Below are 16,782 nucleotides of genomic sequence, written 5' to 3'. Positions count from 1 at the left end.
TCCAACCGTTAGATTTTGGCATTCGATCAGGGACGCCCTTTCAGACCTCGAAGCGGTACTCATCAGGCTGCCAGTCATAGGCATCGCCTGCGCGGAGAACACGGCCAAAGGTCGGAAACGGCAGGTGAGCGGATGCGACCAGAACACCCTCGCCTGCGGCCATGTCCAGCAATTTGGCGCGGGTGACTTTGCCGGTTGCGCCATCCACGTCAAAGGCAAGGCCCGCTTCGGGGTGTTCGAACTGAACCGACGCCACACCGCAGGCGTCGCCCCAGATCAACAGATCTTCGCCGCCCGACGACAAGCGGTATCCGGTGTGTCCGGGTGTGTGGCCATAAAGCGGAACCGGAGTGAAACCCGGGATCACGTCGGCAGTGCCCGTGAACACATTGATCTGATCGCCATAGGCCTTCTTGACGCCAATCGCGGCATCAAACCATGGTTTCGCAAAATCCGGGGCGTTCGACTGTTCCGTGGTCGAGGTCCAATAGTCGAACTCGGTTCCAGAAATGTGAATTTGCGCGTTGGGGAATACTGTTACGCCACTTTCGACCAGTGCACCGGTGTGATCAGGGTGCATGTGCGTGATCAGGATGTCATCCACCTGATCAGGGGTATAACCGGCCGCAGCCAGAGCCGACAGAAACTTACCTGCGGTCGGACCAAAGAAATCGGCCGAACCGGTATCAACCAATATCAGGCGATCACCCTGGTTGATGAGATAAGATGTTATGCCGATGCGGATCGCGTCATTTGCAGGCAGACCGGCCTTGGCCACCAGATCTTCCACTGTGGCGGTTTCGATGCCGACCCAGAAGCCGTGCGCAACATCGATGTATCCATCCAGCAATGCAGTGATTTGCGCGTCGCCTACCTTGCGGCGATAGTAGCCAGGGGCCTGACCAGTCGCCAAGGGTGCTTTGGCCGAAGCCGCCGCAGGCAGCACAGCTGCGGATGCGGCAGCTGCGGCGGAACCCAGAACTTGTCTTCTCGTGATTTGATCCATGTTCTTCTCCATCCGGCCAATCGATCTTGTGACGGCCATTTGCGTAGGTGTTTCGTGCTCAGCAGGTTGTTATCTGGCTTGCACATGTCCTGAGCGAATTTGGTTGCGCCAGCCTGTAAGCTAATTATTGTTCTGGGTACGCTTGGGAAAGTACGCACCTTTTGGTTCCTATGGGGATATAACAAATGTTTGATGTCAAACCGGATCCATATGCCGCCTTGTGCCCCTCACGCGAGATTATCGCAGTGATTGGTGACAAATGGTCGTTGCTGGTTGTGCCGCTGCTGTTGGAAGGCCCACAACGCAACGCCGAGCTTTTGCGCCGGATCGAGGGGATATCGCAAAAAATGCTAACGCAGACGCTGAAACGGCTGGAACACTATAACCTCGTTGACCGCCATGATTACGGTGAAGTCCCGCCGCGGGTGGACTATCGGTTGACACCCTTGGGCCATTCATTGGCAACGGTGATTAGCGCATTGGATAACTGGGTGATCGACAACTACGACAGCATAAGCGGAAATGCTGACATCCAGGAAGATAAACCCAGCTGATCTGTGCAACATTATGAGCACGGCGTGCATTTACGATCGCTGATCTGTTGGACCAAGTAGACTAATGGCGGTAACTGCCCGCCTAATTCGATTGAGAATTGCTGCGCAAAGCCCATTGCTCTGCATAAACATCAAAAGCCTCTGAGAAACCCTCCAACGACCATTCAAGATCAATGCGCCGGAGATGCGGGTCAACAAACGAGAACTCAAGTGAAGTTCCTAAAAACATGGCCTCAAGCACCGCGTCAGACTCCTCAGGGGTCAGCGTGCAATTCGCGAGCAAAAGGCACTTTGCGTTCTTCATCCGCCAAATCTCATCACCATCCTTTGTGATGGTAAAACCACTTGGTAGAAAAACAGTACCAAGCTCTGGCCCGAACATGACATCGTGCTGATCGCCAGATCCGCCGTCCCGGGGCGTAATGAAAGTGAACAACGCCCCGAATTTTGGATGATCGGCATAAACATCAACCCACCTGATGTAACAGCGCTGCTTCAGAACTCCGTATTCTTCGCGTTCATCACAAATCGTATTCCATATCCCATGGGACGAGTGATGCGTACTACGCCAATTGCTGGCGGTATCGCGCCCCTGCAGATCCTGCGCAAATGCGACGCCCGCAATACACAGGCTGGCACCGGCGCTTAACAGCTTTGCCAGCATCGTTAGGTTTGACCTGCCAAACGGCGCACCTCTTCCAGGGCTGCTTGCCATTCGTGGCCATGCACCGAGACAATCTCACCAGACCTGCTTACGAAAAAGATAGGTGGGTAGACGTATTCCAGTTGCGGCGCGGCCAGACGCAGGATCGGATCGCGGTCGTCATAGACACCGGTGTTCGGCACATCTCGTGTTTTGTCGATGATGTTTTCTTCGACGACAAAGCCCAGCGATGCCCCCTCAGCCTGGACGTCAGCCAAGTGATTGCGTTTGAACGCCATGCAGGGCGGGCAGTCCAGCGCCCCGTAAAAATGGAAAGTGATTTGATCATCTGCAGCGGCCAGCGGCGACGAGGCCAGCGCCATTGCGGCCAGAGATGTGGTGCAGAAAATGCGTCTGTTCATCTTGGTCGGTCTCCTGTTTTCGAAGTTCAATTGCCCGCTCCCTCAGCAGGCAGCAAATCTTGCACAACCGGTGCCAGCGACTGCCCCAAAGCGCGCTGCGATTTAGCCGTCAAATGCACTCCATCCGCGCCATCTGCCCGGATCAGAGCTCCGGCATCAAAGACCGGAATTCCGGTGTCCTTGGAGAGTTTCGCATAGGCCCGAGACAGCTGTTCCGATAGGGCTTGCGAATTACCAAAGATACCCGACAGACGACCCCGCTCTGGATTTGTCAGGGGTGGAGGGGTCACGACCAGCACTTGCTCGACCCCGCCCTCCAGCAAGATCCGCGCCAGTGAAAAGGCCGAAAGTGCGATCTGCTGTGCGCTACGTCCCTGCCCTGTTTGCAAGTCGTTCGTGCCCAGCATTACCACTGCCAGATCAAGCGGCAGGTGTTGCGCCACCAGTTCGGGCAGCGGAGCTTTCACGGGGCTGTCGATATTCTTCAGGGGTCGACCCGCGCCCAGATCAGTGCGGCGACCGATGCGACCTTCCTCAAATACTACGGCGTTTGGAACTGCCGTATCCAGCACCGATCCCCATCGCGCATCAGCCCCATGACGAGGGCCAGAAGCGTTTGACCCCCAGGTGTTGCTGTCACCCAAAGCCAGTATCCGAAAATCCGCCCAAACCGATGAAGGCGCAACCCAACTCAAGGCGACTATAAGTGCAAAAATTCGGATCATCTTTGGATTCTCTGGTCAGGGGTCGTATCAAGCCAAAACTATCATCTTCGCAGTGCGTTTCGAACCAGGCACCTTTTGGTAACCGCCCCAATTCCGCTCACATATCAGTGATGTCGGGCCGTTTCTTCCAACCATTCAACGAATTGCTTAACCGCCCGTTTCCGCATTGCCTGTGGAGATCGCAGAACCCGATAAAAGTAGCCTGGCAGCTGGGGACCTTCGAGTTCTACAAAGCTATCGTCGAATTCGACCGAGCTGACAATCGTTCGGCTTAGCAGCGCTGCGCCATGACCCCGTTTCAGGGCATCAAATGCCAAATTATAGGCGTCAAAACTCATTCTGCGGTAACTGTCGAAATTGGCTGCACCAGCAACTTCAAACCAGACTTTCCATGACGGCGCCGTAAGCGACGAATTCTCCCAACGCACATCTATCAGCCGAGGTTTGGTCAGAAACTCGATCCGTGCGGCTCTGTCAGGTGTCAGCAATGCACGGCTAACTGCGGCAACATAGTATTCCTGATATAACGCGATCTCGTCGCTGTGCTCTGCCGGTTTCGCACCATAGCGAACGGCGACATCGATTTCGCTGCCGCTCATGTCTACCGCGTTTTCGCTGGCAAAGACATTTAGCGTGAGTTGCGGGAAAGCATCGTAGAAATCACCCAGCCGGGGTTGCAACCAATAGCGTGCAAATTCCCGCGTGGTCGAAATGGTGACTGTGTTCGTATCAAGATTGCCATATGTCTCGGCAAACGCGGCTGCCAGGCTGTCCATGCCCCGGGTGATTTCCGGCAGCATTCGCGCGCCATGATCCGTTAGCGAGATATTGCGGCCCGAGCGTTCGAACAGTTTGATATCCAGCAAGTTCTCAAGATGTCTGATCTGATGGCTGATTGCTGTTGGCGTCACCGACAGCTCGTCCGCGGCATCGGAAATACTTTCCAGCCGGGCTGCGGCCTCAAAGGCACGTATCGCATTCAAGGGTGGTAAACGTCGTTTCATCTTGTCCCTTCATGACATGGACAGTCCGCACACACAAAGCTGAAAAAACCGTATGAAAGAGACACAAACGAAGAAGATCAGACCGCCCAATGAGTGGGCGGTCTGTTTGATTGATTAGTGGATGTCGGAATAGGTGATGGTAACCGAGTCTACGTTGACCAGATCAAGGAATGCTTTGTTCACCGGATCTGCGACAAATTTTTCGAGCGCAGCGCGACCGGCTTCTTCGCTTTCCCAATAGACGACTTCGATCCAGACGCCATCATCCTGCAGTGCGACGTAGCGATCAACAAAGCCATCATAGTTTTCGTGCAGGTTGGCGTTCACGGTGCCGCCAGCCGCTGCTTCGGACATGGCTTCGACGCTCACGCCGTCTTTCGCCTGGAACGTCACATATTCGATTGTTCCGGCTTTGCTTAGATCAGCGGCCATTGCTGCGCCCATGCTTCCGATGGCCAATGTGGTCGCCAATGCGGCGGCTTTCAAGCCTGTTGCTCGTTTCATCATGATTAACTCCTCCTGTTGCATGATGGGTGTAGATGTGAGTGGTGGTGGTGTTGAAAATCAGAGTGATATGACGCGTTCCGCGATGGCGCGGCCCAGCTTTGCGTGTTGGTCTTTACTCAGGTGCAAGCCATCGACACCTTGCACGTTGCCGGTAACAGCGCCTGCGTCGAAACTGGCGATACCTGCCGCGTCAGCTGCGGATTTTAGCGCTGCTCCCAACGCTTCGGATTTGGCTTTGCCGCCCTCAAACATGCCCGCGAAATCGGGATGTGGCATGTCGTTGACCGGTGCAGGTGAAACAACCAGTACCTTCGGTGCGTCATAGTGATAGGCCACGCCGCCGCCGCAGCCTTGGGCCACTTTGGCGACATCAAGGATGGCATCGGCGATGTCTTCCGCCGAGCGGTTGGTTTCGGCCTTCAGATCGTTGGTCCCCAACGCGATGATCAGCAGATCAACCGGCATTTCCCGGGCAATCGCGGCCGGCAGGGTTTTGGCCCCGTTGAACATATCCGCCTTGATGGCATTCCAGTCCATCGCATCGTCCAGATTGGTGGCGCGTACGGTCAAGCCGTCGACCGCAACGTCGTAGTCGTCGCCCAGTTCGGCGGCCATCACACCGGCCCAGCGTTCGTCGTCGCCATAGCGGGTCGAGGGAAACGCCTCTTCAACACCGATCCATCCCCAGGTGTTGCTGTCGCCGTAAACAAGGATCTTCTTCTTGGCCATAATTGGCTCCTTTAATCTGTCGTTATCCGTTGATGATGTGGCCGTCTTCGGGGTGCCAACTGGCGGTGACCGTCGCCCCGACCTCGATATCCAGCGCTTGCATGTCGCGCTGTTGCAGTTGAACGGTGATGGCCGTACCCGCCGCCGTTTCCAGCCGCAGATTGACCAGGGCACCAATGAACTCTTCGCCAACGACACGCGCAGCGACCTCATTTTCGGCCCAGCCGGCCTTGGCCGTGACCGAGATCTGGTCGGCGCGCACGATCAGGCTGATCTGCTGACCCTCATCCAAATCTGCCAGTTCAGGCCCGGTACATTTGAAACATCCATCGGGGCCTTCCAGAACCAGTTCGCCGCTTTTCAGGCGGCGCGCCTTGCATTCGAAGATGGATGACCCCCCCAGAAAGCGCGCAACAAATGGCGTTGCAGGGCGTAGATAGATATCTTCGGGGCTACCAGCCTGTTCGATCCGGCCCTGGTTCATGATGACTACGGTGTCGGCCATCGAGAACGCCTCGGAATGGCTGTGGGTGACGTAGACAAAGGTGATCCCCAACTCTCGCTGAAGACGTTTCAATTCACCCTGCATCTGCACCGACAAATGCGCATCCAGTGCCGAAAGCGGTTCATCCAGCAGTAGCACGGAGGGTTCTGTCACCAGACACCGCGCCAATGCAACGCGCTGCCGCTGACCGCCAGACAACTGATCAATGCCACGATCGGCGTAGCCCTCGAGCCCCAATTTTTGCAGCCAGTCCAGCGCACGGGTTCTGCGTTCAGCCCTGCCAACGCCTTTCATGCGCAGTCCAAACTCGACATTTTCACGCACCGTCAGGAATGGGAACAGGGCCAGTGATTGCCAGACCATGGGCATGTCGCGTTCCCAGATCGACAGCTCATTGATGTGTTGTCCTTCACGCAGGATGTCGCCGCCGGTGACGTCTTCTAACCCTGCCAGCATCCGCAGCATGGTGGACTTGCCGCAGCCCGAAGGGCCCATGATGGCGACGAACTTGCCTTCTTCGATATCGAGGTTCAGGTTCTCGACCGCTACCGCATCGCCATAGGTCTTACGGATGTTCTTCAGCGAGATATTCGCGTGCGACATGGGGCGCTCCAATACTGCGGGCACGGCGGCGTGCGCGGGATTTATTTCGGTCAAACTGTTCATGAATTTCCCCGTGTCAGGCGACGCAGCACCAGAATTTGTGCTCCAAGGATCAAGGTGATCGAGGTGATGAAGGTGATCGACCCAATGGCGTTGATGCGAGGGCTTACCGCCGATTGCAGAAAGCTGAGGATGCGGACCGAGCTTGTCTCTTCCAAACCGCCCACAAACCAGGTGACCGCGTATTCATCGAAGCTGACGGCCATGCACAGCAGGAATGCCGCCAGGATCGAGGTTTTGGTTGACGGGATGATCACCTCCCAAAAGGCGCGCCAGTTGCTGGCCCCCAGGTTTTGCGCGGCAAACTCCAGATCTCCGTCGATCTGCGAGAACCGCAGGCGGATGATGGCCATGGCAAAGGGCGAGGTCAGGACGATGTGGCTTACGATGATGGCAGGCAGCGTGCCGGACAGACCGATACGCGACAGATAGGCCAGCATAGCCAGCCCGATGACCACAAGGGGGATCAGCGGTGGCATCAGCGCAAAGATCAGCACCAGTTTCTTGCCGATAAAGTTGAAGCGGTAATCGGCATAGGCCGCAGCAAACCCCATGATGGTGGCAATGGGCGCCACGATCAGGGCAATCTTGATGGTGTTCTTGAAGGCGTCGATCACCAACGCATCCACCAGGATCAGGCGATACCATTCCAGCGTAAACCCACCCAGCGGGATTGTCGGGAACCGATCCGAATTCATCGAGAACACAAAATTTGTCAGGATTGGGGCGTAGAGAAACACCAACGCCAAACCCATGAAGATAACGGCCAGACGTCGGGTCAAAGGGGAAACACGCATGGCTCAGCTCCTCCGGTAAGCGTATGCGATGGACGCAAGCGCGGTGATCAGAAGGGTAGCTATCATCATTAGCGCAACCACCGCTGCGCGGGGCCATTGCTGACCGGATTTCACGGTGTCGGCGATGAGGATCGACAAGGTGGTGAACTTGCCGCCGCCCAGATAGGTTGCGGTCACGAAATCCCCAAAGCTGAAGATAAAGGCGAACAGCGCACCAAGAACGATCCCCGGACGGACCGCTGGCAAAACGGTGGCAAACAACACCCGGCGCGGCCCGCATCCAAGGTTATAAGCAGCGTCGATCAAAGTGCGATCCAGCGACAGCATCGAGATTGACTGGATCACGATCACCAGCGGCAGCGTCAGCGTGACTAGCCCGATCATCAGCGCCAGCGGCGTGTTCAGCAGGCTACCTGTGTTGATCCCGATAGCCGCCAGCAACTTCATGACGATGCCATTTTCGGTCAGATAGATCTGCCAGGAATAGACCCGCACGAGGTAGGAGGTAAAAAACGGGACCACAAACAGCCCCAGCACCACCATTCGGGCGCGCACGCCAAGAAAAAAGCTGATCGCAAGTGAGCAAGGCAAGGCAATCAGGCTGACAAGCGCGGCTGCACTGATCGCGATAACGAAGGTTCGCAGATAGGCCGCCCAGAAATACGGTGCAGTCAGCATCTTTTGCCAGTTTTCAAACTGGAAATCGGGCGTCAGCAGGAAGTTCTTCACGTCCCAGAAACTCAACCAGATCAGCAGGATCATCGGCCCTAAAAAGAACCCGGCCAGCCACAGCGGCAGCGGAAGGCTCCAGATACCTCCGTAGGCAAGGCGCGACAGTCGCCGGATGGAAAGTGAACAGGTCATGTTTTACTCGTTTGGCCCCTTGGGCAGAGCCTTCCAAAAGTCAGCATGTGATGCGAGGCGTCCCCGCCATCGGGGAGAACGAATGATGGCGGGGAACAGTAAGCACCCAGTAGGTAAGGGGTTAGGTGCTCTTGTAGGCTGACCAGAAATCGTTCCAGTCAGCCAAGTCCTGCTGCACAGGCAGCTGTCGAACATGGATACGACCCTTACGGATCAGATCGATCGAATTGCCATCACCTTTGAACATCCCAAGATGACGGGCGTCCTCGGGCTTTTCGTTGATCATGCGTTCCCATCCAGCTTTGGACGGGATGATCGCCGGGAAGACGTTCAGGTTCGCCAGTGTGAACTGCCCTTCGGGGCTGGATGTGTACTGGATGAACTTGCGTGCCAAGTCGGCATTGCGCGATCCGCGTCCGATTGAGAAGCTTTCAGTGAACTGAATGCCGCCCTGCTCCGGGATCGTGGTGGCGACATTTGCCCCATCGCGACGCAGCACGCCAGTGATCCACTCGCCAATTCCCGGCATCACGGTCACTTCGCCTGACTTCAGCGAGGACAGAACACCACCGTAGTCATAGAACCCGCGCACTTGTGGTTTCAGGCTCAGCGTCGTGTCCTGTAGCTTGGCCCAGGCGTCACCACCGATGTCATATGGTGCAGCGTTGCCGTCGCGCAGGCTGAGAACGCCAAGGTTCGGCAGATGCCAGTCGAAATGGCCAACCTTGTCCTGGTTCTTTTCGTCCCACAGCATGTCATAAGACGACGCCTCTTTGACCGATACCGCATCCAGGTTGTGTGAAATACCCAGGAATCCAAAGCGGCTGATGACAGCATAAAGCTCATCATTATGCCAGTGACCGGGGAACTTGTGGAACTCAGGATAGAAGTCGTCAAAGTGATAATCTGACGGATCCAGCTTTTCTACAAAGTTTGCCAGAACCAACTGCTGAACATATTCCGCGTCCGCATGGATCAGGTCATAAGTGCCCGGAGGTGACTGCGCCAACAGCGCCAGCATCTGTTCGCCACCGACATAGTATTTCGGGGTGATCTTGACGTTGTTCAGCTCCTCAAAGGCGGCAACTGCATCAGGCTCGGCTTGGCCATACCAGGCCAGCATAGTCATCTCTGTTTTAGACTGAGCGCGGACAATCGACGGGATCGCAAGTGCGCCCGCAGCGACTGCGCCGGACTTCAGCAAAGCGCGTCTCGTGAGTGTGGTTCGGGCCATTTTCGGCTCCTCCCTTGTTGGATGAAAGGAGTATTCGGAACCTGACCCTTCCCAACAATCGAGCAGATTTCAGCCATCGCAAAGTTTTTCTCAGCCTTGAAAGGGGCGCTCAACAAAGCTGATTAAGCGGTTTTAACTCAGCTGACTGCGTTCAGATCTTTTTAGATATGAATATGCGAATCAATTCTGATCCTGCGGAATGAACCGCAACCCATATGGGCTGTCGCGAAACACATCCGCTTCTTGCAGCAACCAGTCCTGAAAGGCGCGGATCTTTGCGGACTGTGCGCGCTCCTGTGGGCACACCAGAAAATAGCTTCGGTCGCGCAAAGCCAATGGGATCGGAGCCGCTATCCGGCCCCTCTCGATCTCGCGCGACGCAGCAATCACGCTGACAAGTGCTGCGGCGCGATTGTCCATCGCCGCTTCGATACACATGATCTCATCGCTGAAATGGGCAATTGGTCGAATGCCTTTGGCATCGATACCAACCGACTTGAACCAGACACACCAGTTCGGATCACCCTCTTCAAATCCCAGCCATTCATATTCCACCAGATCACGGCTTAGAAGATCTTCGGGCTTGCGGATCTTCTTCTCCATCTGACGCGAGCAAATTGGCGTCACATAATCATCTAGCACCCAGGCTGCATGTTCCGAAGGGTCAGGAGAATCCGTGTATCTTATGGACACATCCACGCTGAAGCGGGCGAAATCCAACACCGTGTCCGAGGCGATGACTTTCACCTCAAGCTCGGGATACAGGCGGCTAAAGCTAGGCAGACGCGGGCTGAGCCAGCTCCAGGCGAAAGACCGTGTGGTGGTCACGATCAGCTCACCCTCGACTTCATCGGTGCCCAATTGTTCGATACCCTGCTTCAGATTGCAGAACGCGTCTTTCACAAATGGGCGCAGCAGCTCGCCTTCGGTGGTCAGTTTCAGGGATCGGGTCAGTCGATGAAAAAGCTGTACGTCAAGCTGGGTTTCCAGCGTCTTAAGTCGGTGGCTGATCGCGGTAGGTGTCAGCAGCAATTCTTCGGCCGCCAGCTTGATGCTCATGTGGCGCGACACGGCCTCGAACGCTTGAAGGCTCGTCAGAGGTGGCAATCTTTTCACTGTCGGACCTCCTCCCAATAAGGTCCGGCCTCCCCGCGGGCGGAGAGGCCGTATCGTCTCAGTCTGCGATCAACTTCGTCGCGCGCGCAAGACGTCGAGCCCGGCGGCCACAATCAGAACGATACCTGTTGTCATCAGACTCAACTCAGTTGGCACATTCATCAGAATCAACCCGTTTGACAACATGCCCAGCAACCAGACCCCCAAAACCACCCGCAGGACCGAGCCCTTGCCGCCCGTAAATGGAATGCCACCCAGCAGGACGGCGGTCAGAACACTGAGTTCGACCCCAATGCCCAACGTTCCAGCTGGGGCCGAATTGATACGTGAGATGCTCATCAACGCGGCCACGGCCACGAAGAACCCGGTTGCCGCATAAAGGCCGATCCCAATCGCTTTGACACGCAGGCCTACAAGGAACGCGGCGCGCTTGTTTACGCCCAGCGCAACAATCTGCGGCCCAATTGGCAGCAATGCCATGACCCCGACACCCAACGCGATCACGGCAAGCATGATCCACGTCAGGATCGGAAGGCCCAGGACACGCTCGTAGCCGATGATCAGAAACTCTTCGGGAAATCCAAAGATCGGGTTTGGGGCCAACCATTGTGCCAGCCCCCGGATCAATGTCAGCGTTCCCAGCGTGACGATGATCGGTGACATGCCCAACGATGACACAAACACGCCGTTGATCGTGCCAACCACCGTCCCGACAACCAATGTCAGCAACACAGCGCCAGTGATCCCCAGTGGCTCAAAGCTTAAACCAGCGACGACTCCGCACAGCGCAAGTGTTGAGCCAACAGAAAGATCGATCTTGCCCGCCATCAACAAAAGCGAAAAAGGGATCGAGATCGTCATCAATGCCGAAACCTGCACCGAGATTGCGATCCAGTTGTTCACCGTCATAAAGACCGGCGCCTTGATATAGAAAAACAGCGCCAACAAGGCGATTGCCATGGGCAGGGCGGCGGCCACAGCCAGTTCAAACCAGTCTTTTTCGGCTTTGGATTCAAGCGGAGCACCTGTTGCGCTGCGTGTCAGTCCCGTATCAGTCATTGCATCACTCCCATCTCTGTCTCACCTGCCGGGACATCCTGTTGGTTTCCATGTTCGGCCCTGTGAGCCAGCTCGATCAGCAGTTCTTCGTCATGTGGATTTTCAATCAGAGCCACCTGTTGCCCCCGCCCCAGAACCAGGACCTTGTCCGCCAGCAAACAGATCTCGGTCGCGTCCGAACTGGCGACGATGATGGTTGTGCCCTTGCGCTTGACTTCAGCCAGCGCCTCATACAGCTCATGCCGGGCACCGATATCGACACCTTGGGTTGGCTCATCCAGCAGCAGAAGCTTGACCCCTGCCCCATCAATCAACCAGCGACTGACCATGATCTTTTGTGCATTCCCACCGCTAAAGCGCTGGCCTTGCATACGCGGGTTCGGAGGCTGGATGTTCAGCCTCCGCGCAGCGCGCTCAAAGGCAAGCCCCTCACGGTTGAAATTACGCAGCATCCTCGGCATCGGAGAACGGCCCAGATGCGGCACCAACAGGTTTTCAACTGCCGAGAAACTGGAGAACAGACTTTGCTCTTTTCGATCACTTGCAACCAGAGCCACACCTTTTTCCTGCGCCGCTCGTGGTGAGCGGAAATGGCAGGCGTCTCCCTCGATCATCAATTGGCCCCCGGATTGCGGCGCCGCACCTGACAGGCATTCCAGCAATTCGGTACGCCCCGCCCCCATCAAACCGTAAATGCCCAGAACTTCTCCGGGGTGCAGCGCAACGTTGATTGGACCCACGAAATCAGTCGTCAGCTCGTCCATCCGAACAACTTCCGGACCGTCGGCCTGAAACGGTGTCTTATCCAGACCGGTCATCAAGGCATCAGGTGAAATCGCATCCGTCATATCAGCGATGGACACTTCAGCCACCGGACGGGTCCAAAGGATGCGGCCATCGCGCAGGATTGTGACCTGATCCGCAATCTTGTGGATTTCGTCCAGGAAATGGGTGACGTAGATTACCCCGATCCCGTCACGCGCAACTGCTTGGCGGATCACCTCGTGCAGGGCTTTGGCCTCTTTGTCTGACAACGAGGCCGTGGGTTCGTCCAGGATCAGAAACTTGGGTTTCAAACGCAACGCGCGGGCGATCTCGACGACTTTGCGTTCGCCGACCCCCAGCGAACCCAAGTCGGTGCGCGGGTCAATTCCATCGACCCCCAACCGTTCCAAAAGCTCTCGGGCCTGCCGGTTCTGAGCGTGGCGGTCCACGCGGCCACCGCGCCGGATCTCATGACCGAGAAAGATATTCTCGGCCACGCTCAGTCCTTCGAACACCTGAAAATGCTGATAAATGATCGCAACGCCCTGATCCTGAACCTGCCGGGGGTTCAGCCCCCGCAGCGATGCGTTCTCGACCAGGATATCCCCCGTATCCGCATCCTGTGCTCCGCTTACGCAATTCAGAAGGGTGGATTTTCCGGCCCCGTTGGCGCCGAGGAAGGCCAGCACTTGGCCGGCCTCCACCACAAGGTCCACCCCTTTGAGGACGACAACCGATCCGTAGGACTTGCGGAGGTCTTTCACCTCAAGTCGCTCTGGCAAAGTCATCGAATTACTCCTCGTTGGTCGGGCTTCAGTTATCGAAATTGGCCAGCAACTGATCCAGAAGCGCCTGATCGTCATGGGTGGCCAGCACTGTCGGCGTATAGGCAAAGGCCGGACCATTGCCGCGCACCGCGTTAAGCGCCTGATCGACGATGTTGGCACCCAACTCGTTCAAAAGAATTGCCGCCGACGCCCGATAAGCGCCTCCATCCTTGATCGCGGTCAGCGCCTCGACCGAGCCATCCTGACCGGCCACGAACATGGCATCGGGGTTTGCACCAGCCAGCTTGATCGCACGCAGCGCGCCAACAGCTGCGTCATCGGCCATGCCAATCACGATATCCAGATCAGGATGTTGCTGAAGAACTGTTTCCGTCACACGCAGGCCGTTGGTTTGATCAGCGGCATCCTGTTCAGCCACAACTTCGATCCCGTTCTCTTCAAAGATCCGCTTGACTTCGGTCCAGCGCGGGCTGAGCGAAGGAAGAGGTGTTAGGGTTGTAACAAGTGCCTTCGCATCTTCGATGTTATTGGTTTTGACCCAATCGACAGCAGCATCGGCCACGATCTGACCGGATTGCGCGTGGTCGAAGCCCACAAACCCGTCCGATCCTTCCATCTGGCCCAGATAAGTCAGCCATTTGATGCCTTGTGCCTGGGCCTGACGTTGTAACGGCTGCAATGCGGTGGGTTCGATTGGCAGCACCACGATGGCGTCCACGCCCAATGTGATCCAGCCCTGGATCGCATTGATCTGCTGTTCCAGATTATTCGACTGCGTGTTGTCGTGCAGGACGGTGACACAGCCCAGATCAGCCGCACGTTCCGTGGCAAAGCGGCGCACCTGCTTGACGATGATCACCTCAGAGACCGAATGGCTATAGGCCACCTTGTACTCCTTGCCGTCGGCACAGGCATCGGCGGCCGCGGAACGAACTTGCTCGGTGGTGATCGATTTGATGTCTTCAGCGCTGGCCGTGCCAGCAGCGGATATCAGCGCGAAGCTGACAGCGATTTTCTTGGCTAGATTTTTCATAGGTATCCCTGTTGTTTTGTTGGGGAAGAGGCGCGTTTTTCCGCGGAGAATAATTGTTGGGTGCGGCCCAGATTCTGCGCCGCACCTGTCGGTTCTAGAATTCGAAGACGTTGGAGTATTTCACCGACAGCGAGTCGCTATTGACCAGCGCAAGAAAACCCTTGGTGCGCGGGTCTTCAACAAAGCGCGGCAAGGCGGCTTCGGCCGTTTCCAGCGAGGTCCAATAGACGACCTCGACCCATGAGCCATCGGTGTTGCGGGCCAGGTGACGGGCCACAAAGCCGTCGTAGCCCTCCAGGACCTCATCCATCGCAAGGGTCTCGCGCAGGAACTCATCAGGGTTCGCGCCATCGACCAGGTTGAATTCCAGATATTCGACGATCACAGCGTCAGTAATAGGACGGTTTTCCGCCATCACGGTCGTAGCAGCGCCAACAACCATTGCGGCCGAAAGAGCAAGTGCTTTCAAAGTGGTTTTCATAGTTTGTCTCCTGTTGGATTTGGACATAAGGGGACCGACGCCCTGAAGCGCAGGGCAGACAAGACGTCGGCCGGGGAGGTTCTTACGGATTAAAGTGAGATCCGGGCGTAGTGCTGGTTCCAGGGGCGCAGACGCTCGAACGCGGCGGCTGCAGCCAGTACGTCGCAATCCGCTTGGCGACGGCCTGCGATATGCAGGCCGACGGGCAGACCCGATGAACCGAGGCCTGCTGGAACAGACACCGACGGATGGCCCGTGAAATTGGTCAGGAAGGTGGGGCACCACCCGATCAGCGGATCGATATCGACGCCGTTGATCTGACTTGGGCCTTTGGTATTGCCGTCATCTGTGTTCTTCACCGGCATCGCTGTCACGGTGGGTGAAACGATCAGGTCGTATTTCGCGAATGTGGCCTGATAGGCATCGAAGACTTCGGAGCGAACAGACAGATCACGATAAAGGTCATCTGCCGTGTAACCCGGGCCCACGCGCTCGACCCAATCCAGCAGGTCCGGGGCAAGGCCGTGGCGGTGCTCGTCCGACAAAAGATCCAGACCGCTGGCCTTGATGGCATCAAAGCTGTGGCGCATGATGGGCACGAAGAGGCGGCACCAGATGTCGCTGTATTCGCGCTGATCACGGGTCAGACCGATCTTGATCTCTTCGACCTCGGCACCTGCTTGTTCAAAGACCTTGACCGCATCTGCGATCACCTCTGACACTTCGCCTTCAACCGGGAACACATCCAAGTTTGGGCTGAAGCCGATTTTCAAACCTTTGATGCCGCGCAAACCAGCATCAGCAAAATCATTGACCATGTTATGGCTGTTCGGATCTGCCGGGTGCATTCCCTGAAGTATACCCAGGCTAACAATGGCGTCTTCAACATTGCGCGTGATGGTGCCTTCAAAGATATAAGGCAGCGTATTCGCAAATCCGTTCGGTCGCACCAACAGAGGCGTGCGGCCGGCAGTTGCGCGATAGCCCACCGTGTTGGTCCAAGCCGCCGGAATACGGATCGAGCCGCCACCATCTGTGCCTTCCGCCAAAGGCAACATCCCCGCCGCCACGGCCGCTGCGGATCCACCCGAAGATCCACCAGCGTTGCGACTGGTATCAAACGGGTTCGAAGTCGGACCAAAGGCCACGTTGTCAGTAGTACCGCGATAGCCCATCGCGGGACTATTAGTTTTGCCGACAAAGATCGCACCCGCGTTTTCCATGCTTTCGACAAAGCCGCATTTCATGTCGGCAATGTTTTCTTTCAGCTGAGGAATCCCGCCCAAAGTGCTGGGCCAGCCGGGCTTGAAGTCGAAAAGGTCTTTCATCGCTGTCGGTACGCCGTGCAGAACACCCAGTTCGTCACCTCGCGCGACAGCCGCGTCGGCCTCTTTGGCGACGTTCATCGCCTCGTCAAACGCTGTGAAGACAAAGGCATTCAACTTGGGGTTTGCTGCTTCTATTCGATTGATAGCGGCAGCCATCACGTCGGTCGCTGAGACCCGTCTTTCGCGTATCGCAAGCGCGGTTTCGGTGGCGCTGAGTTTGGCAAGATCTGTCACGATGCGTATTCCCTGTTATGCGTGACGCACCCTGTTTTTTGCTGGGTGCAAGTTATGCAAACAGAATTGCTCTGCCTCAGATTCCAGCAACTGAGAAAAGCTCAGCCAATGCGTGAGCGCGCAACTTGATAGATAAAAGTCGATTTTTATGAGGGACTTATTGAGGCACAGCCTAAGGCAAATGGTCATCGATCGACGTGCATATCGAATTGCTTTCGTCCAGATGGACCCAAGCCGAGCCCGGGTTGGAGGCAAGCAAAAGCTACGTGCAGATTAGCTGAAGCACCACCTCACGCCATCTTGATGCGTTGTTGCGTGGAATTCT

Annotated in this window: 18 protein-coding genes; 1 reads left to right on the top strand and 17 read right to left on the bottom strand. The window is 56.4% G+C overall.

From position 1 onward, the window contains the following. Positions 1 to 40 precede the first annotated feature (40 nt). Positions 41 to 1,006, bottom strand: a complete 966-nt coding sequence (locus tag ACR0B3_RS21805; protein WP_480810895.1) for an MBL fold metallo-hydrolase — start codon at positions 1,004 to 1,006, stop codon at positions 41 to 43. 185 nt (positions 1,007 to 1,191) lie between these two features. Here ACR0B3_RS21805 and ACR0B3_RS21800 point away from each other — a divergent pair, with 185 nt between their 5' ends. Further along, the gene (locus ACR0B3_RS21800) at positions 1,192 to 1,560 is read left to right on the top strand and encodes a winged helix-turn-helix transcriptional regulator (RefSeq protein WP_480810894.1); all 369 of its coding nucleotides are present in this window, start codon (positions 1,192 to 1,194) and stop codon (positions 1,558 to 1,560) included. Between the two features lie 82 nt (positions 1,561 to 1,642). On the opposite strand, the gene ACR0B3_RS21795 is transcribed toward ACR0B3_RS21800, so the two are convergent. The 16 genes from ACR0B3_RS21795 to ACR0B3_RS21720 form a co-directional block, all read right to left on the bottom strand. After that, complete coding sequence (locus tag ACR0B3_RS21795) at positions 1,643 to 2,224, bottom strand: invasion associated locus B family protein (RefSeq protein WP_480810893.1); 582 nt, start codon at positions 2,222 to 2,224, stop codon at positions 1,643 to 1,645. A 2-nt stretch (positions 2,225 to 2,226) separates the two neighbouring features. Continuing rightward, on the bottom strand, positions 2,227 to 2,625 hold the full coding sequence (locus ACR0B3_RS21790; protein ID WP_480810892.1) for a hypothetical protein: 399 nt from the start codon (positions 2,623 to 2,625) through the stop codon (positions 2,227 to 2,229). A 26-nt stretch (positions 2,626 to 2,651) separates the two neighbouring features. Next, entirely contained in the window at positions 2,652 to 3,350 is a 699-nt protein-coding gene (locus ACR0B3_RS21785; protein WP_480810891.1) for a GDSL-type esterase/lipase family protein, read from the bottom strand. A gap of 104 nt (positions 3,351 to 3,454) precedes the next feature. Further along, positions 3,455 to 4,354: a LysR substrate-binding domain-containing protein gene (locus tag ACR0B3_RS21780; RefSeq protein ID WP_170687085.1), complete on the bottom strand. Its 900-nt coding sequence runs from the start codon at positions 4,352 to 4,354 to the stop codon at positions 3,455 to 3,457. Positions 4,355 to 4,468: 114 nt separating this feature from the next. Beyond that, positions 4,469 to 4,861, bottom strand: a complete 393-nt coding sequence (locus ACR0B3_RS21775; protein WP_480810890.1) for a hypothetical protein — start codon at positions 4,859 to 4,861, stop codon at positions 4,469 to 4,471. 57 nt (positions 4,862 to 4,918) lie between these two features. Next, positions 4,919 to 5,590 carry an SGNH/GDSL hydrolase family protein gene (locus ACR0B3_RS21770; RefSeq protein WP_480810889.1) on the bottom strand — a complete coding sequence of 224 codons (672 nt, stop codon included), beginning with the start codon at positions 5,588 to 5,590 and terminating at the stop codon, positions 4,919 to 4,921. Positions 5,591 to 5,612: 22 nt separating this feature from the next. Then, positions 5,613 to 6,698 carry an ABC transporter ATP-binding protein gene (locus ACR0B3_RS21765; protein WP_480810928.1) on the bottom strand — a complete coding sequence of 362 codons (1,086 nt, stop codon included), beginning with the start codon at positions 6,696 to 6,698 and terminating at the stop codon, positions 5,613 to 5,615. A gap of 59 nt (positions 6,699 to 6,757) precedes the next feature. Beyond that, positions 6,758 to 7,555, bottom strand: a complete 798-nt coding sequence (locus ACR0B3_RS21760; RefSeq protein ID WP_480810888.1) for an ABC transporter permease — start codon at positions 7,553 to 7,555, stop codon at positions 6,758 to 6,760. Between the two features lie 3 nt (positions 7,556 to 7,558). Then, on the bottom strand, positions 7,559 to 8,419 hold the full coding sequence (locus ACR0B3_RS21755) for an ABC transporter permease (protein WP_480810887.1): 861 nt from the start codon (positions 8,417 to 8,419) through the stop codon (positions 7,559 to 7,561). A 121-nt stretch (positions 8,420 to 8,540) separates the two neighbouring features. Continuing rightward, the gene (locus ACR0B3_RS21750; RefSeq protein ID WP_480810886.1) at positions 8,541 to 9,653 is read right to left on the bottom strand and encodes an ABC transporter substrate-binding protein; all 1,113 of its coding nucleotides are present in this window, start codon (positions 9,651 to 9,653) and stop codon (positions 8,541 to 8,543) included. A 180-nt stretch (positions 9,654 to 9,833) separates the two neighbouring features. Beyond that, complete coding sequence (locus tag ACR0B3_RS21745) at positions 9,834 to 10,769, bottom strand: LysR substrate-binding domain-containing protein (protein ID WP_480810885.1); 936 nt, start codon at positions 10,767 to 10,769, stop codon at positions 9,834 to 9,836. Between the two features lie 69 nt (positions 10,770 to 10,838). Beyond that, positions 10,839 to 11,828, bottom strand: coding sequence for an ABC transporter permease (locus ACR0B3_RS21740; protein ID WP_480810884.1), 990 nt, complete (start codon positions 11,826 to 11,828; stop codon positions 10,839 to 10,841). Continuing rightward, a complete protein-coding gene (locus ACR0B3_RS21735) occupies positions 11,825 to 13,381 on the bottom strand; it encodes a sugar ABC transporter ATP-binding protein (RefSeq protein WP_480810883.1) in 1,557 nt (518 codons plus the stop codon). The genes ACR0B3_RS21740 and ACR0B3_RS21735 overlap by 4 nt, the downstream gene beginning before the upstream one ends. Before the next feature lie 25 nt (positions 13,382 to 13,406). Beyond that, a complete protein-coding gene (locus tag ACR0B3_RS21730) occupies positions 13,407 to 14,414 on the bottom strand; it encodes a sugar ABC transporter substrate-binding protein (protein ID WP_480810882.1) in 1,008 nt (335 codons plus the stop codon). A 94-nt stretch (positions 14,415 to 14,508) separates the two neighbouring features. Continuing rightward, entirely contained in the window at positions 14,509 to 14,895 is a 387-nt protein-coding gene (locus ACR0B3_RS21725; protein WP_480810881.1) for a hypothetical protein, read from the bottom strand. 89 nt (positions 14,896 to 14,984) lie between these two features. Beyond that, a complete protein-coding gene (locus ACR0B3_RS21720) occupies positions 14,985 to 16,457 on the bottom strand; it encodes an amidase (RefSeq protein WP_480810880.1) in 1,473 nt (490 codons plus the stop codon). Positions 16,458 to 16,782 lie beyond the last annotated feature (325 nt).

It is taken from the genome of Ruegeria sp. CE9 (assembly GCF_056537425.1).
This window is presented reverse-complemented; position numbering and strand designations above follow the sequence as displayed.

Excerpts from the sequence above, each read along its gene's own strand:
- ACR0B3_RS21805 (WP_480810895.1), bottom strand. The coding sequence starts at position 1,006 with ATGGATCAAATCACGAGAAGACAAGTTCTGGGTTCCGCCGCAGCTGCC.
- ACR0B3_RS21800 (WP_480810894.1), top strand. The coding sequence starts at position 1,192 with ATGTTTGATGTCAAACCGGATCCATATGCCGCCTTGTGCCCCTCACGC.
- ACR0B3_RS21795 (WP_480810893.1), bottom strand. The coding sequence starts at position 2,224 with ATGCTGGCAAAGCTGTTAAGCGCCGGTGCCAGCCTGTGTATTGCGGGC.
- ACR0B3_RS21790 (WP_480810892.1), bottom strand. The coding sequence starts at position 2,625 with ATGAACAGACGCATTTTCTGCACCACATCTCTGGCCGCAATGGCGCTG.
- ACR0B3_RS21785 (WP_480810891.1), bottom strand. The coding sequence starts at position 3,350 with ATGATCCGAATTTTTGCACTTATAGTCGCCTTGAGTTGGGTTGCGCCT.
- ACR0B3_RS21780 (WP_170687085.1), bottom strand. The coding sequence starts at position 4,354 with ATGAAACGACGTTTACCACCCTTGAATGCGATACGTGCCTTTGAGGCC.
- ACR0B3_RS21775 (WP_480810890.1), bottom strand. The coding sequence starts at position 4,861 with ATGATGAAACGAGCAACAGGCTTGAAAGCCGCCGCATTGGCGACCACA.
- ACR0B3_RS21770 (WP_480810889.1), bottom strand. The coding sequence starts at position 5,590 with ATGGCCAAGAAGAAGATCCTTGTTTACGGCGACAGCAACACCTGGGGA.
- ACR0B3_RS21765 (WP_480810928.1), bottom strand. The coding sequence starts at position 6,698 with ATGTCGCACGCGAATATCTCGCTGAAGAACATCCGTAAGACCTATGGC.
- ACR0B3_RS21760 (WP_480810888.1), bottom strand. The coding sequence starts at position 7,555 with ATGCGTGTTTCCCCTTTGACCCGACGTCTGGCCGTTATCTTCATGGGT.
- ACR0B3_RS21755 (WP_480810887.1), bottom strand. The coding sequence starts at position 8,419 with ATGACCTGTTCACTTTCCATCCGGCGACTGTCGCGCCTTGCCTACGGA.
- ACR0B3_RS21750 (WP_480810886.1), bottom strand. The coding sequence starts at position 9,653 with ATGGCCCGAACCACACTCACGAGACGCGCTTTGCTGAAGTCCGGCGCA.
- ACR0B3_RS21740 (WP_480810884.1), bottom strand. The coding sequence starts at position 11,828 with ATGACTGATACGGGACTGACACGCAGCGCAACAGGTGCTCCGCTTGAA.
- ACR0B3_RS21735 (WP_480810883.1), bottom strand. The coding sequence starts at position 13,381 with ATGACTTTGCCAGAGCGACTTGAGGTGAAAGACCTCCGCAAGTCCTAC.
- ACR0B3_RS21730 (WP_480810882.1), bottom strand. The coding sequence starts at position 14,414 with ATGAAAAATCTAGCCAAGAAAATCGCTGTCAGCTTCGCGCTGATATCC.
- ACR0B3_RS21725 (WP_480810881.1), bottom strand. The coding sequence starts at position 14,895 with ATGAAAACCACTTTGAAAGCACTTGCTCTTTCGGCCGCAATGGTTGTT.